Annotated in this window: 13 protein-coding genes; 7 read left to right on the forward strand and 6 right to left on the reverse strand. The window is 53.7% G+C overall.

Annotated features, from left to right (window positions below):
• Nucleotides 1-70: 70 nt before the first annotated feature.
• The 4 genes from TMES_RS13660 to betI all read right to left on the reverse strand — a co-directional run bounded on the left by TMES_RS13660 (nt 71) and on the right by betI (nt 5694).
• Nucleotides 71-1681 (reverse strand): L-serine ammonia-lyase, iron-sulfur-dependent, subunit alpha, encoded by a 1611-nt coding sequence (locus TMES_RS13660; RefSeq protein WP_085583414.1) that lies wholly within the window; start codon nt 1679-1681, stop codon nt 71-73.
• A gap of 172 nt (nt 1682-1853) precedes the next feature.
• Nucleotides 1854-3533 (reverse strand): choline dehydrogenase, encoded by a 1680-nt coding sequence (gene betA, locus TMES_RS13665; RefSeq protein ID WP_085583416.1) that lies wholly within the window; start codon nt 3531-3533, stop codon nt 1854-1856.
• A 55-nt stretch (nt 3534-3588) separates the two neighbouring features.
• Entirely contained in the window at nt 3589-5046 is a 1458-nt protein-coding gene (gene betB, locus TMES_RS13670) for a betaine-aldehyde dehydrogenase (RefSeq protein WP_143589651.1), read from the reverse strand.
• A 57-nt stretch (nt 5047-5103) separates the two neighbouring features.
• Entirely contained in the window at nt 5104-5694 is a 591-nt protein-coding gene (betI, locus tag TMES_RS23335; RefSeq protein WP_139835601.1) for a choline-binding transcriptional repressor BetI, read from the reverse strand.
• Between the two features lie 344 nt (nt 5695-6038).
• Between betI and TMES_RS13680 the strand changes: the two genes are divergently transcribed.
• The 3 genes from TMES_RS13680 (at nt 6039) to choV (ending at nt 9179) form a co-directional block, all read left to right on the forward strand.
• The gene (locus tag TMES_RS13680; RefSeq protein WP_085583420.1) at nt 6039-7001 is read left to right on the forward strand and encodes a choline ABC transporter substrate-binding protein; all 963 of its coding nucleotides are present in this window, start codon (nt 6039-6041) and stop codon (nt 6999-7001) included.
• Between the two features lie 146 nt (nt 7002-7147).
• Nucleotides 7148-7996, forward strand: a complete 849-nt coding sequence (choW, locus tag TMES_RS13685) for a choline ABC transporter permease subunit (protein ID WP_085583422.1) — start codon at nt 7148-7150, stop codon at nt 7994-7996.
• 1 nt (nt 7997) lies between these two features.
• The gene (gene choV, locus TMES_RS13690) at nt 7998-9179 is read left to right on the forward strand and encodes a choline ABC transporter ATP-binding protein (protein WP_085583424.1); all 1182 of its coding nucleotides are present in this window, start codon (nt 7998-8000) and stop codon (nt 9177-9179) included.
• A gap of 77 nt (nt 9180-9256) precedes the next feature.
• Here the strand turns inward: choV and moaD are convergent, their stop codons facing one another.
• Together moaD and TMES_RS13700 are read right to left on the reverse strand one after the other, a co-directional pair.
• A complete protein-coding gene (gene moaD / locus TMES_RS13695; protein WP_085583426.1) occupies nt 9257-9508 on the reverse strand; it encodes a molybdopterin converting factor subunit 1 in 252 nt (83 codons plus the stop codon).
• Between the two features lie 71 nt (nt 9509-9579).
• Nucleotides 9580-10524, reverse strand: a complete 945-nt coding sequence (locus TMES_RS13700) for a LysR family transcriptional regulator (protein WP_085583428.1) — start codon at nt 10522-10524, stop codon at nt 9580-9582.
• A gap of 173 nt (nt 10525-10697) precedes the next feature.
• Here TMES_RS13700 and TMES_RS13705 point away from each other — a divergent pair, with 173 nt between their 5' ends.
• The 4 genes from TMES_RS13705 (at nt 10698) to TMES_RS13720 (ending at nt 14817) form a co-directional block, all read left to right on the forward strand.
• The gene (locus TMES_RS13705) at nt 10698-11573 is read left to right on the forward strand and encodes an ABC transporter permease (protein WP_085583430.1); all 876 of its coding nucleotides are present in this window, start codon (nt 10698-10700) and stop codon (nt 11571-11573) included.
• 13 nt (nt 11574-11586) lie between these two features.
• A complete protein-coding gene (locus TMES_RS13710) occupies nt 11587-12393 on the forward strand; it encodes an ABC transporter permease (RefSeq protein WP_085583432.1) in 807 nt (268 codons plus the stop codon).
• A 75-nt stretch (nt 12394-12468) separates the two neighbouring features.
• Nucleotides 12469-13623: an extracellular solute-binding protein gene (locus TMES_RS13715; protein WP_085583434.1), complete on the forward strand. Its 1155-nt coding sequence runs from the start codon at nt 12469-12471 to the stop codon at nt 13621-13623.
• Nucleotides 13624-13719: 96 nt separating this feature from the next.
• Entirely contained in the window at nt 13720-14817 is a 1098-nt protein-coding gene (locus TMES_RS13720; RefSeq protein WP_085583436.1) for an ABC transporter ATP-binding protein, read from the forward strand.
• The last annotated feature ends 23 nt before the right edge of the window (nt 14818-14840 follow it).

Genomic DNA, 14840 nt, shown 5'->3' on the forward strand with positions numbered 1-14840 from the left:
TTGTGGACCTTGCCCAAGTGTGCGCCATTCACATCCAAACGCCAAGGGGGCAGATCAATTATTTGTGCATTCACTGCAGGTTAGCGGTTACTTCCTCAACCATTTTTTGCGCTGTTTTTGTGGCGGCACAGCCACCGCGTGCCGTGCAGCGTAAATCAGGATGCATCATGCTGCCAATTTTCACAGTTTGATCGACCAGTTCGTCATATCCCAAAACCGCATCAAACCCGGCAATCACCGCCATCGCAGATGAATAGGCATGCGATACCCCCGCAACATTGCGGGCATGACACGGAATTTCAACATCCCCGCCCACCGGGTCACAGACCAGCCCCAATGTGTTCATCAGGCACATGCTGGCGGCATCAAAACATTGTTCTGCGCTGCCACCATAAGCCTGCACAACCCCGGCCGCCGCCATCGCCGCCGACGCCCCGGTTTCCACCGAACACCCGCCGCATTCGGCGGCAAATGTACCGCGTGCGGCAAATACAGCGCCAATTAACGCCATCACCTGCAGGGCATCCGTCGCCCCTTCAATGTCAATCCCGTGGCGCACCAACCCGTATAACGTACCTGGCACAACCCCGGCACTGCCTGCGGTCGGCGCGGCCACCACCAACCCCCGGTTTGAATCACGCTCCATCGCCGCCAGGGCCCCGGCGATGGCGTCTTGCAATACAGAACCGCCCAACCCGGCGGGCAAATTGGCATCACGCACCCGCCGTGCGCGCAAGGTTAAAAACCGCATCACATTGTCGGCTTCGCGGGCGGCAAAACCTTCGTCAACAACACGCAGCATCAATTGCGCGCGCTCGACAAACAATTGCCGGGTTTCATCGCGCCCAAGGCCCAAACGCAGGGCTTCGAGTGCCAATGCCGTGTCGGACAACGATCCGTTATGGTCCTTCACAACATCAAGCACGCCATCGGTTGTTGAAAACAGATCATCGGTGGCACAAACCGGATATTGCGCTGCGTCTGCCACCAGAACCTGATCGACACCGGCAGTTGCACGCAATTTTGCAAGAACGTTACGATCTGGTACGCGCTGTAGTGATACCTCCAACCGTTCCGTCGCCGTGCCACCCGCGGTTACGATGGTTGTAATATCGCTGCCCAAAAGCTGGTTATTCTCTCCTGCCAACGAAACAAGGTTTTGTGTCTGCGCGCCAATGTCTGGCCCATACACAAATACAACGGCTGTTTTTCCCGTCAGGTAAACATTCTGCCCGTTCATCTGATCGATATAGAACATGCCCCCACCAACAGACGCGCCCTGATACGCATCCGTTCGCACTGTGCCATCGGCTTGCTTTACCAGTAGTTCAAGATCAACCCGGTTCGCGTGATTGTTCCGGCTCAGGTCTGTAATCGACACGGCAAAGGTAAAGCCTTCACCCTTGCTGACCTTTCCCAGAACATCGCGAAAACCCGGATCAGTCAGGGCCACATTGGCAAGACCGGCGGCAAAGTTTTCGTCTGAACTTTGCGCCTGATAGACCGGCGCAAACGACCCGCGCGGATCAAACCGAATTTCGGCTTTCTCCAGCACTTCACCATTTGATGTTGAAAGCTGGCGCACCAGCCGCGCCATCATATAGGGTGCCGCACAATGCGAGCTTGACGGCCCGCGCATTACCGGCCCGATGACAGAATTTAACAGGCTGATTTCCTGCATGGTCCCTCGCCTATAATCGATTGCATAAAATATCCGCAATCATCGCTGCAATGGCCCTGAAAAGCAATGCGAGCGGCAACGACAACACCCCTGAAACAGCGCCCCGAACGAAACAGGCCGGATATCCACTGCGGGGACATCCGGCCTGCATAACAAGGCAGCACAGCACATGTTATCGCTGGCGGGTTTCCCATTCCGGGTTTACCCAAAACGGCGCGTCTGACGGCGGCAACGATTGCCCGCGAATAATATCGGCGGCTTTTTCACCAATCATGATGGTCGGCGCATTCAAATTGCCCGATGCGATGGTCGGCATGATCGAGCTATCGACCACCCGCAGCCCTTCAATGCCATGAACTTTGGTGTCGCCATCCACCACCGACATATCATCGCTGCCCATTTTGCACGAGCAAGACGGATGATAGGCACTTTCGGTATGTTGGGCGACCCAGGCATCAATTTCGGCATCGGTTTGCACATCCTTGCCCGGTGATATTTCGCCACCGCGCAAATCGTCAAACGCGCTTTGGCCAAAAATTTCGCGGGTTAACCGCACCGATGCCCGCATTTCTTCCCAGTCTTCGGGGTGGCTCATGTAATTGGGGTCAACAATGGGGCGTTCCGCCGGGTTGGCCGATGCCAAACGAATCGTCCCGCGCGATTGGGACCGCATTGGCCCAACATGGGCCTGAAAACCATCATTTTCCGCCGCCCCCGAACCATTGTAATTCATCGCCGCTGGCAGGAAATGATATTGAATATCGGGGTGTTGCACCCCGGCACGCGAACGAATAAACCCGCCCGCCTCAAAATGGTTGGATGCCCCCAGCCCGGTTTTAAACAGATACCATTCCAGCCCAACCTTCAGCTTGCCCCACGGGTTCAATACCCGGTGCAAACTAATCGGCTGGCTACATTCCTGCTGTACATACAGTTCCAGATGGTCCTGCAGGTTTTCGCCCACACCGGGTAAATCCTGCACCACCGCAATATCATGTTCTTTAAGATGTGCCGCCGGGCCAATGCCCGAAAGCATCAACAGTTTGGGCGAATTGATCGACCCGCCCGATACAATAACTTCGCGGTCCACCGTGGCGCGTTTAACCCCGCCTTGATGCTGGTAATCCACCCCAACTGCACGCTTGCCATCAAAAACAATGCGCAATGCCAGCGCCTTGTGATGCACGGTCAGGTTTGCCCGTTTCATCGCCGGGCGCAAATAGGCCCGGCTGGTGGACCAGCGACGGCCTTTATAAACCGTCATATCCATGGTGCCGACACCTTCCTGACGATAACCGTTCTGGTCTGTCGTCACCGGGTAACCGGCCTGTTCGCCCGCCTTGATCCATGCCTTGTAAAGCGGGTTTTTACAGGCCCCCGTCGTTACATGCTGCGGGCCATCGCCACCGTGATAATCATCACCCTGGCTATCTTGATTGCGGGTATTGGCCTTGCGAAAATAGGGCAGGCAGTTGGCATAATCCCACTGGGCCAATCCCGGGTCCGTTGCCCAGCGATTATAATCCAGTGCATGCCCGCGCACATAGGCCATACCGTTAATCGAGCTGGACCCGCCATAAACCCGGCCACGCGGTGTTTCCATGCGGCGATTATTCAGGTTTTTTTGCGCCGTGGTCCAATAGGCCCAGTTATAACGTTCGGACTGCATCGGATATGACAGCGCGGTGGGCATATGAATGCGCCAGTCCCACGTATGGTCCACCGGCCCGGCTTCAATCACCAGCACGTTTACGTTGCGGTCTTCGGTTAACCGGTTGGCCAAAACAGCCCCGGCCGATCCAGAGCCAACAATGACGTAATCGTAATTGCTTATGGGGGGAGAATTATTCATTTTCAATCCTTGTGTCTGGCAATACGGGGGAGCGGTGGCGCGTCACGCTGAACGCTTAATAGGGCGCTTCCACATCCCCGGTTTCGACATAAACGGATTTAACACGGGTATAATGATCAATTGCCGCGCGGCTGTTTTCCCGGCCTACACCCGATTTTTTAACCCCGCCAAACGGCATTTCAATCGGGGTGATGTTATAGGTATTGATCCAGCAGGTTCCTGCTTCAAGCTGTGCGACCACCCGATGCCCGCGCGACAAATCACGAGTAAACACACCTGCTGCCAGCCCGTATTCGGTATCATTGGCACGGCGAATGGCTTCTTCCTCGGTTTTGAAGGTTAAAACCGACATGACCGGCCCAAAAATTTCTTCGCGCACAATGGTCATATCGTCGGTGCAGTCGGCAAATACGGTGGGTGCCACATAATAACCGCCCCTGGGCATGTTTTCTGTCACGGCATCCCCGCCCAGCACAACTTTTGCGCCTTCTTTTTTTCCGATCTCAATATAGGACATGATTTTGTCAAACTGCGCTTTGCTGACAATCGGGCCAACCTGGGTTTCAGGTTTTTCCGGGTCACCCAGCACAAGGTTCTTGCTGCGCGCCACCAGCTTTTCAAGAAAAGCCTCCTTGACGCTTTCATGAACAAAAACTCGCGTCCCGTTTGAACAAATCTGCCCGGATGAATAAAAATTTGCCATCTGCGCACCCGAAACCGCATTATCCAGATCAGCATCTTCAAATACAATCATCGGCGATTTACCGCCCAGTTCCATGGTCACGGCTTTCATGCCGCCCGCTGCAACCGATGCTACCTTTGCACCGGTCTGCGCTGAACCGGTCAATGAAACCTTGTCCACACCGGGATGTTCGACCAACGCAGCCCCGCATTCGCGCGCGCCCTGAACCACGTTATAAACCCCGTCGGGCAACCCGGCTTCCTGCAAGGCCTGGGCCACAGCGATGGCGGATAACGGCGTTACCTCGGATGGTTTGTAAACAACGGCATTACCACATGCCAATGCCGGAGCGGCTTTCCAACATGCAATCTGAATCGGGTAATTCCACGCGCCAATGGCGGCACATACGCCAACCGGTTCACGCCGCGTATAGGCAAAATTGCCGGCAAGGTCGATATGCTCGCCCGTGATACTACCCGCCACGCCGGCAAAATATTCCAGGCATTCAACACCCGAAACCACATCCACAATTTCGGTTTCCTGAATGGCACGGCCAGTGTCGCGGGTTTCGACCAATGCCAGTTCGTCGTTACGGTCACGCAAAATTTGTGCGGCCTTAAACAGCACCCGTGCGCGCTGTGCGCTCGGGGTGGCCCTCCAAATCGCCAAACCTTTGCGCGCGGCTTTTACGGCAGCATCGACATCACCCGCCGTGCTTTCAAAACCCGATGCAAGAACCGCGTTATTGGCCGGGTTCAGGGTCGTCATGGCAACGCCGTTGCCTGGCTGTAATTTGCCGTCGATAAAATTTCTAATCTGATAAAGGGTCATATTCATAAACTCCTGCAAGCATCGCGAAAGGCGCAACGCGCTTTGGGGTAATTTCTGTTAAGGGGCCGCGGCCGCGTTCAATCGCAGGTGCAGCGTATCAAGCACCATCTTGCGCGCAGCCGTCACATCCGCCTGCCCTGGCGACAAACCGGACCGCACCCAGATGCCGTCAATCATTGCGGCCATCACGTCGGCAATTTCATTGGCCTTTTCATCGCTGGTCAGAATGCGCAATTCATGGCGCAGGTTCGAGGCCAACCGGCGAAAATACACGGTGTTCAACCGCCGCAACCCTTCGGAAAAAGGCACCTGCGCCCAAAAGGACAACCAGGCAACTGTCACCGGCGGCGTGCATTGTTCTTCATTAAAATTGGTGTTCACAATGGCTTCAAGACGCTGCATGGGCGTTGCGCATTGTGCCACCCGCTTTAAAAAGTCGGCACGCAATTCCTGCAATAAAAACAGCATGGTTGCTTCAAGCAGGGCATTTTTGCCGCCGAAATAATGCGAAATAATTCCCGATGACATTCCGGCTGCACCGGCGATGCGACTGATTGTCGCATCGGCAAAACCATACTGATGAATGGTCGTAATCGTCGCGTCTATCAATTGCCTGCGACGGACAGGCTGCATTCCAACCTTGGGCATTCTGGTATCCAAAAACGTGCGATCCGAAGAACCAAAAACCTCGATATCAGGTTTTTTGTCCTTCGCAATTGACCTTCCGTAAATATGCTGTACTTTAATTGAACATTCAATCAATAAAAACAGGCAGGGCTGTCATCCGCATCACAGCGCGCATTTGCGCCCTTTTCAGTATGTGTCTCTGTTTGTTTATATTTATTCCGGCCCGCAACACCGTGTTGTGTTGTGGTTCTGGACGGATATTGGCGAGTAAGACCGTTGATGTTCGTCTGGCCTCCGGAACCGAGAGTCTGTTGCCATGTTTGGCAACAGTAACCGTCAGGTCCACATAAGGGAGAACCAGAAGCATGATCCGTCACAAAACCATCAACCGCCTTCTTTGCAGCACCATGATTACCGGTGCCGTATTGTTTGGCGCATCCACGGCCCAGGCCGAAGTCACTACCGCCTGCAAAACCGTTACTTTTTCCGATGTCGGCTGGACCGATATTACCGCAACCACGGCGACCGCATCGGTGATGCTTGATGCGCTGGGTTACACCACCAAAACCGAATTGCTGTCCGTCCCTGTGACCTATGCCAGCCTTAAAAACGGCGATGTCGATGTGTTTTTGGGCAACTGGATGCCGACCATGTCTGCCGATATCAAACCTTATCTTGACGATGGATCGGTCGAAAAGCTGAAAGCCAATCTTGAAGGGGCAAAATACACCCTGGCAGTCAGCAAGGCGGCCTATGACGCCGGTTTGAAAAGTTTTCAGGACATTGCCAAATTTAAAGACCAGCTTGATGGCGAAATTTACGGGATCGAACCTGGCAATGACGGCAACCGCCTGATCCAGGACATGATCGACAATAACCAGTTTGATCTCGGCAATTTCAAACTGGTTGAATCATCCGAGCAAGGCATGCTGGCCCAGGTAAAACGCAAAACATCGCGCGATAAATTCATCGTCTTCCTTGGCTGGGAACCGCACCCGATGAATGCCAAATACGATATGAATTATCTTGATGGCGGCGACGATGTTTTCGGCCCCAACTATGGCGGGGCCACGGTTTACACCAATGTCCGCAAGGGTTTCCTTGCTGATTGCCCGAATGCCGGCAAATTCGTCGATAACCTGAAATTCAGCCTGCCGATGGAAAACCAGATCATGGATTCCATCCTTAACGACAATCAGGACCCGGCAAAAGCCGCCACGGCATGGCTCAAAAATAATGCCGATACTGCTTATGGGTGGCTTGATGGTGTGACCACCGTTGATGGCGGCGATGCCAAAGCTGCCTTGAAAAAAGAACTCGGCCTTTAATCTGGCCCCAAAAACCTGCACGGCGACCCCTGCCCCGGTTTTACCGTGGGCAGGGGTCGTGCCTGACGCATATGAAACGGCATAAACAAACACCGATCTGCGTTTGAATTTGTAAATACCCAATCATAATTGATGGAATTAATTCTATGGAATGGCTCACGGAAACCAAAATTCCGCTGGGAAGCTGGATTGCATCCTTGATGGATGGCCTTAATGAGCATGCCGACTTTGTATTTTATGCCATCTCGGATGCGCTGGGCTTTGTTATTGACCACACTGTTGATGCACTTGTCTGGCTGCACCCGCTGGTAATTATCGCGTTTTTTGCCGGTCTGGCGATCTGGCTGCATAAATCATGGAAGCTCACGGCCTTTACCGTGTTGTCCCTGTTGCTAATTGTTAATCTTGGCTATTGGGAAGCCACCATGGAAACATTGGCGATGGTGTTTTACGCCACGCTGATTTGTATGGTCATTGGTATTCCGCTCGGTGTGGCAGCGGCCCACCGGCCATGGTTGTCTCATGCGCTGCGCCCGGTGCTGGATCTGATGCAAACCATCCCGACATTTGTTTATCTTATTCCAACCCTGATCCTGTTTGGTCTGGGCGTGGTTCCCGGGCTGATTTCGACAATCATTTTCTCTATCGCCGCTCCGGTTCGCTTAACCCAGCTTGGCATTGCGTCCACCCCAAAAGCCTTAATCGAGGCCGGGCAAAGTTTTGGCTGCACCCCGCGCCAGCTTTTATTCAAGGTCGAACTGCCTTCCGCCATGCCATCGATCATGGCCGGGCTGACCCAGTGCATCATGCTATCGCTGTCAATGGTGGTGATTTCCGCCCTTGTTGGTGCCGATGGTCTGGGCAAGCCGGTTGTTCGCGCGCTTAACACCGTTAACATCGCACAAGGTTTCGAGGCCGGTTTGGCGATTGTCATTCTTGCCATCGTGCTGGACCGCATATGCCGCCGCGACAACAGTGAAAATACGGGGCAATAACATGACCAATGCCGTTGAATTCGATAATATCGACGTAATTTTTGGCGACCGTCAGGCCGATGCCCTCGCCCTGCTGGATCAGGGTAAAAACCGCTCGGAAATTCAGGAAGCCACCAACAATATCCTTGGCGTTGCCGATGTCAGCTTTAACGTGCCGCAAGGTGAAATTTGCGTGCTGATGGGGTTGTCTGGCTCGGGAAAATCATCATTGTTGCGCTGTGTAAATGGCCTGAACAAGGTCTCGCGCGGGTCATTGCGCGTGCGCCATGGCGATGAAAACGACGTTACCGATGTCACCACATGCAATGCACAAACCCTGCGCACACTGCGCCGCGAACATGTCGCGATGGTGTTTCAGCAATTTGCGCTGCTGCCGTGGCGCACCGTTGCCGAAAATGTCGGTTTCGGGCTGGAACTGCGCGGCATGAATGCCAAACAACGCGACGAAGTCGTGCGTGAAAAACTTGCTTTGGTGGGCTTGGATGAATGGGCTTCAAAATACGCCCATGAACTTTCAGGCGGTATGCAGCAACGTGTCGGCCTTGCTCGCGCCTTTGCCACCGACGCGCCAATCCTGCTGATGGACGAACCCTTTTCCGCCCTTGATCCGCTTATCCGCAATCGCTTGCAGGATGAATTGCTCGATTTGCAGGACAAGCTGAACAAAACCATTTTATTTGTCAGCCATGATCTTGATGAAGCCATGAAACTGGGCAATTCGATTGCCATCATGGAAGGTGGTTATGTGGTGCAGCATGGCACGCCCGAGGACATCGCCCTTCGCCCGGCCAATGACTATGTCGCCGATTTTGTCGCCCATATGAACCCGGTTAACATTTTGCGGGGCCGCGCCATCATGCAACGCGCCACCAAGGAACAGCGTAACGGTTCTGGCAATTTTGCCATCGAGGACGAAGATATCCAGATCACCGTGGAAAATGGTGTGATCAAATCGGCCCAAAGCGGCGAAAATGGCGCGTTAAAGCTGATCAATTATGACGGCACCTTGCCCGCCCATCTGGATGCAACGGACAACTCGATCATTTTTGTCGCCGATGATACGGTACTCTTGAAAAATCTGGTCGAAATGCGGGAAATCACCCAAAACCCGGTGATTTTAACCCGCGAAGGCCGCCTGTCTGGCACGCTGGGCCGCCGCGAATTTTTTGCCAGCCTGACCTAGTTAAAACAAACGTACCCACGACACAAAAACGAAGGGCGGCCTGTATATATCCGGGCCGCCTTTTTCATGTTTGGCTGTTAGCCACCTGTAACCGGCGGAAATAATGCGATTTCGCGTGTTTCGCCAATCACCGCATCGGGCTGGGCAAATTCCTGATCCAGTGCCACACGCACCAAAGCCGGGTCTTTCATGGCATCGGCATAATTGGCCCCGCGTGTTGGCATCCATGCCAGCAAATCGGCAACGGTTTTAATATCCGTTGGTAAATCCAGTGTTTCTTCGGCAATGCCGATGCGGTCTTTGACCCAGGCAAAATAAACAATTTTCATGACGTTCCCGGTGTTTGATAATGTTTGGCGCATGCTGGCCCAAAGCCTTGGCTGGCACAAGCCTGCAATCCTTACGAATAGATAAAAAACCCGTCAGGGGCGGCGTCCAGCCGCGATGTCAGATTATCGATAAAAAAGCGCTCCGCCCGGCCCAGCGACATGCGCGGGTTGGTGACCAGATAAATATCAATCGCGGGTGGCGCATCATAGGGTGGCAATTGCCACAAAATGCCCCGGTCGCGCGCATTTTTAACCACATGGATCGGCAAGGGGCCAATCCCCAGCCCGGCATTAATCAAACGGCGCACTTCTTCCAGATGCGGGCTGGTGGCAATCACCTTGCCTTTCATGCCTTCGCGCGCCCGCAAGACAGCGACCGGTGCCAAGGCATCCGATAGCTGATCGGTGGAAAACGACACGAACGCCTCGTGGCGCAAATCGGCCAGCGTCAGGTCCGTGCGGCCAAACAAATGATGCGTTGGCCCGCAAAAAAAGCCGAAATGCTCACGATAAAGCCGACGATATTCCAGTTTAGGGTGCTGTTCATTAACCAGGCAAATGCCAAAACTGGCCTGTTGCGACAAGACCTGGCTGACAACATGTGCCGATGTCGCAACATTGATTTCGTATGTCACGCGCGGATGGCCCCGGTTAAATTCAAACAGGGCGTCGTCCAGTGGGGGAAACACCACATGGCTTGCCATCCATAAATGCAAATGACCGGTTAATTGCCCGCCGCTATCTTGCATTACATCGGACAAACGGCCAATCGCCCCGCAAATTTCGCGGCATTCGTGATAAAGTGCCAGTCCTTGTTCGGTCACTTCAAACCGGCCCCGCTCCCGGTCAATCAGGCGCGCGCCAATCTGGTCTTCCAGCCGTTTTAAGGCATTGCTGACACTAGGCTGGCGCAATAACAGGCGGTTGGCCGCCCCGGTGATTGATCGTTCTTCGACAATCACGGTAAACGTGTGCAGCAAATTCCAGTCAAACCGGCGTTTTAAAATGTCGTCCATACTGCCCCCATAGCAAACGGCTATGAGATACATTCTACTTATCTATTTGCGCTATAGGCAAGCATAAGGTGGAATGGGTGAAACAGCCATAATCGGCAGCGCAGGCTGCCCGGTTGAAACGGATATCAGGGTAAAATAATGATCCGTTCCAGCCGCAAAAACGGGAGGCCCATATGGCCGCAGATATCGCAAGTGCGCAAAAACGCGCGCCATGGATACTGCTATCGCCGTCATTGACGACGATCGGATTACTGCTTGTGATCCCCATGATGTTTATCGTGGTGTATTCATTCTGGCTGCGCACCGCCACCGGTGCCGACCAGGTCGGGTTTTATCTCGATAACTGGCAGGAAGTTCTTAGCGACGTTTTTTATCGCGACATCCTGTTTCAAACCCTGAAAATCGCCCTTTACACCACCATAATTTGCGCCTTTGTCGGCTATATCCCGGCCTATTTCGTTGCCAACACCAAGATGCGGTCCAAAACCTTGCTGTTGCTGATGTTAATGCTGCCCTTCTGGATCAGCTATATCATCCGCACCATGTCGTGGATCAATATCCTTGGCACATCAGGCGCGTTAAATGGCCTGCTTTTATGGGCTGGTATCATCGATAGCCCGCTCAACATGCTTTATAACCAGACCACGGTTGTTCTGGGCCTTGTGCATTATTTGCTGCCTTTTATGATTTTAAATGTCTATGTCAGCCTTGAGGGCATCGACAAAAACCTGACCGAAGCCGCCGAAAGCCTTGGCTGCAACGGGTTTCAGGCCTTTCGAGAGGTCACCCTGCCGTTGTCTTTTCCCGGCCTCGCTGCGGGCTCGCTTTTGTGTTTTGTGCTGGCGGCGGGCACCTATATCACCCCGCTAATTTTGGGCGGGCCGCGCGATGCGATGTTCGCCAATCTGGTCTATGAAGCCATCATTACGCAGTTAAACTGGCCGCTGGGTTCAGCACTATCGCTGGTGCTGCTGGCATTTCTGGGCGGGCTGGTTGTGATTTACACCCGTTATCTTGGCGTTGATCAAATCGCCAAAAGTTTCCGGTAAGGGGGATATGGTCATGACAAACGGCTGGTCCTGGATCCGCATTGCCACCATTCTGGTCTATCTGTTTTTATTCGCGCCCGTCGCGGTGGTCATTTTGCTGGCTTTTAACGCCAACCAGTTTGGCAGTTTCCCGATCGAAGGGTTTTCGCTGCGCTGGTTTAATTCGCTGCTGCATAACGATGCCATCGTGCGCGCCTTTAAAACATCGCTGTTACTGGGTGCCTTAACCAGCGCCATTTCCACAACAATTGGCACCATGGCCGCCGTTGCCATGGTCCGTTATGACTTTCCCGGCAAAAAGGCGATTTCCAGCCTGTTGATCGCCCCGATCCTGATCCCCGAAGTGGTTCTGGCGGTGGCATTGCTGCTGTTTTTACAGTTTCTGGAACTGCCGAAAAGTTTCGGCCTGCTGTTAATGGGCCATGTGGTGTTTACCTTGCCGTTCGTATTGCTGGTGGTGCAGGCACGCCTGGTATCGATACGCCGCGACGTTGAAGAAGCCGCCATGAGCCTGGGCGCAACGCCGATCCAGACATTTTTTGAAATCACCCTGCCCTTAATGTTACCGGCAGTGATGGCGGGAATGCTGTTTTCCTTCACCATTTCGTTTGACGATATTACCGGCACCCTGTTTTGGAAACCGGGCGGTGTTGAAACCGTCCCCACCCAGATTTTTGCCATGCTGCGCAATTCCATCAGCCCGGAAATCAATGCGCTGGGGGCCGTTATGGTGATTTTCACCGTCGCCCTGCCCCTTATTGCCACCGCCATTGCCCGGCACATGTCGGCGCAACGCATGAAAGCCAAAACACAAAATTAACGAAACGGGAAAACCCGTCGCCAATTGCCCAAACAAAATACAAAAACATCAAAACCTTTATCAGGAGGCTACCCGATGGATGACACAAAACGTTATGAACGCCTGTTAACCCGTTTTAAAAACGGCGAAATCAGCCGCCGCACCTTTTTAACTGTACTGGGTGCCGCCGGGGCCACCGCCGGCATTATGGGCGGGCCAATGGGCATGTTGGTTAATTCCGCCAAGGCCGCAACACCCGAACAGGTCCGTTTCGACGGCTGGGGCGGTGTGGTTTCCGAAGCCTTTGAAAAATACGCCTTTGCGCCTTACACCCAAAAAACCGGCATCAAGGTTGTATCGGGTACATTTGGCGGCGCCGATGAATATCTGGCACGGGTTAAGTCCAGCCAGCCCGGCGAATTTAACCTCGCCCATCTTTCGGGTGTGTTTGATTATGCCCGTTATCACAATATGGAGCTTAGCTCCGAGCTGAACGAAGATAACATTCCGAATTTGAAAACCGTGATCCCCAATCTGATCACACCGCTTCGCAAAATTTCAAACGGCAAACTTTCCGCTGTTCCCTATGACTATGGCACCACCGGCATTGCCTATAATCGCAAACATATCAGCGATGACGAAGCCAAAGCCAAGGGCGCGAAGCTGATGGTTGATGACGCCTATAAAGGCAAAATCGGTGGCTGGGCCGAATGGAAAACCCGTATCTGGTACGGTGCCCTGCAATCGGACCAGAACCCCAACGACATTCAGGACATCGAAGCCGTTTGGGACATGATCCGCAAGCACCGCGACCTGGCCCTGAAATACTGGACATCGGGTGCCGAACTGATGAGCCTTCTGGCCGAAGAAGAAATCTATGTCACCGAAGGCTGGTCGGGCCGTATTCGCGCCTTACAAGATCAGGGCCACGACATTGGCTATTACGACCCCAAAGGCGGCCTTGGCTGGCAGGAATGCATCTTTGTTCTTAAAGGAAGCCCGATGGCGGCCTGTGAAGAACTGTTGAATTTCATGCTGGAGCCAGACGTCGCCATAGCCGTTGCCGAAGGCCAATCCTATCCGCCCGCACTCGACCCGAAAAAGGTTGAACTGGGCAAAGTCATTCCGACCCTGCCCGCCTTTGACCCCAGCGGCACCCTTGACGGGCTTAGCTTCTTTGATCCGGCATACTGGAACAAAAACGAAGCGGACTGGTCCAAGAAATTTTCGCGGGTCCAGCGCGGCTATTAACACCGCTTCAAACCTGTGACGACACCCCGGCCCCGGTGGCCTCTCCCTGTTGCGGGGCCGGGTTGTTTTTACTGCCACGAACGAAGGTATGGAAGAATGGGCGAACGCCAGAATGCTGTTGAAATGCGCAATGTCGTTAAACGATATGGCGACTTCACCGCCGTAAAACGGATGGACCTGACCGTCCCCGACAACAGCTTTGTTACGTTTTTGGGGCCGTCGGGCTGTGGCAAAACCACCACGCTGCGTATGATCGCGGGGCTAACCGACATCACCGAAGGCGATCTTGTAATCCGCGATAAACGGGTCAATGAATTGCCCATTCACAAACGCAATCTGGGGTTGGTGTTTCAAAATTACGCCCTGTTTCCCCATAAAACCATTTTCGATAACATCGCCTTTGGCCTGAAATACCGCAAGGTCAGCAAAGCCGACATTGCCCAAAAGGTCAAAAATGCGCTCGACCTTGTGCAATTGCCCAATGTTGGTGACCGCTATCCCAACCAGCTTTCCGGTGGGCAGCAACAGCGCATTGCGCTGGCCCGCGCCATTGTGATCCAGCCCGATGTTTTGTTGCTTGACGAACCTTTATCCGCCCTTGATGCCAATCTGCGCGAAGAAATGAGGGTGGAGCTAAAACGCATTCAGCGCGAACTGGGTGTTGCCACCGTTTTTGTCACCCATGACCAGTCCGAGGCCCTGGCCATGTCGGACAAACTGGTGGTGATGAACAATGGTGTGGTCGAGCAGGAAGGGGCGCCCGAAGAGGTTTACAACAACCCGGTTTCCGCCTTTGTTGCCGATTTTCTGGGGCACTCCAACATTATCGCCGGTGCCTTGGCCGGTGACGGTGGCGAGGTGACGCCGGTTGAATTGCACGGCGGACAAACCTTGCTGACCACCGCCCATCAGGTCAGCCGGGTGAACAACCAACAGCAGGTTCGTGCCGTTATCCGCGCCGAAAAAATTGCTCTCTCGGATCAAGATAACAGCAGTGCCGATACTGTTGCCATTCCCGGCAAGGTTAAAACCGTTGATTATCTGGGACAAATGGCCCGCTATTTTGTCACCGCCGCCGGGCGCGACTGGCAGGTTATCAACCCCATTGATTACCGCCCCTTTGGCGAAGGTGCCGATATTTTTATGCATATCGCCGCGCGTAATTGTGTGTTGTTACCCGGTCACGCAGACTGATCGACCGGTTCAGGAAAGCCCCC

Origin of the sequence: Thalassospira mesophila (assembly GCF_002115755.1) — a bacterium.
In the GTDB taxonomy this organism is placed as follows: domain Bacteria; phylum Pseudomonadota; class Alphaproteobacteria; order Rhodospirillales; family Thalassospiraceae; genus Thalassospira; species Thalassospira mesophila.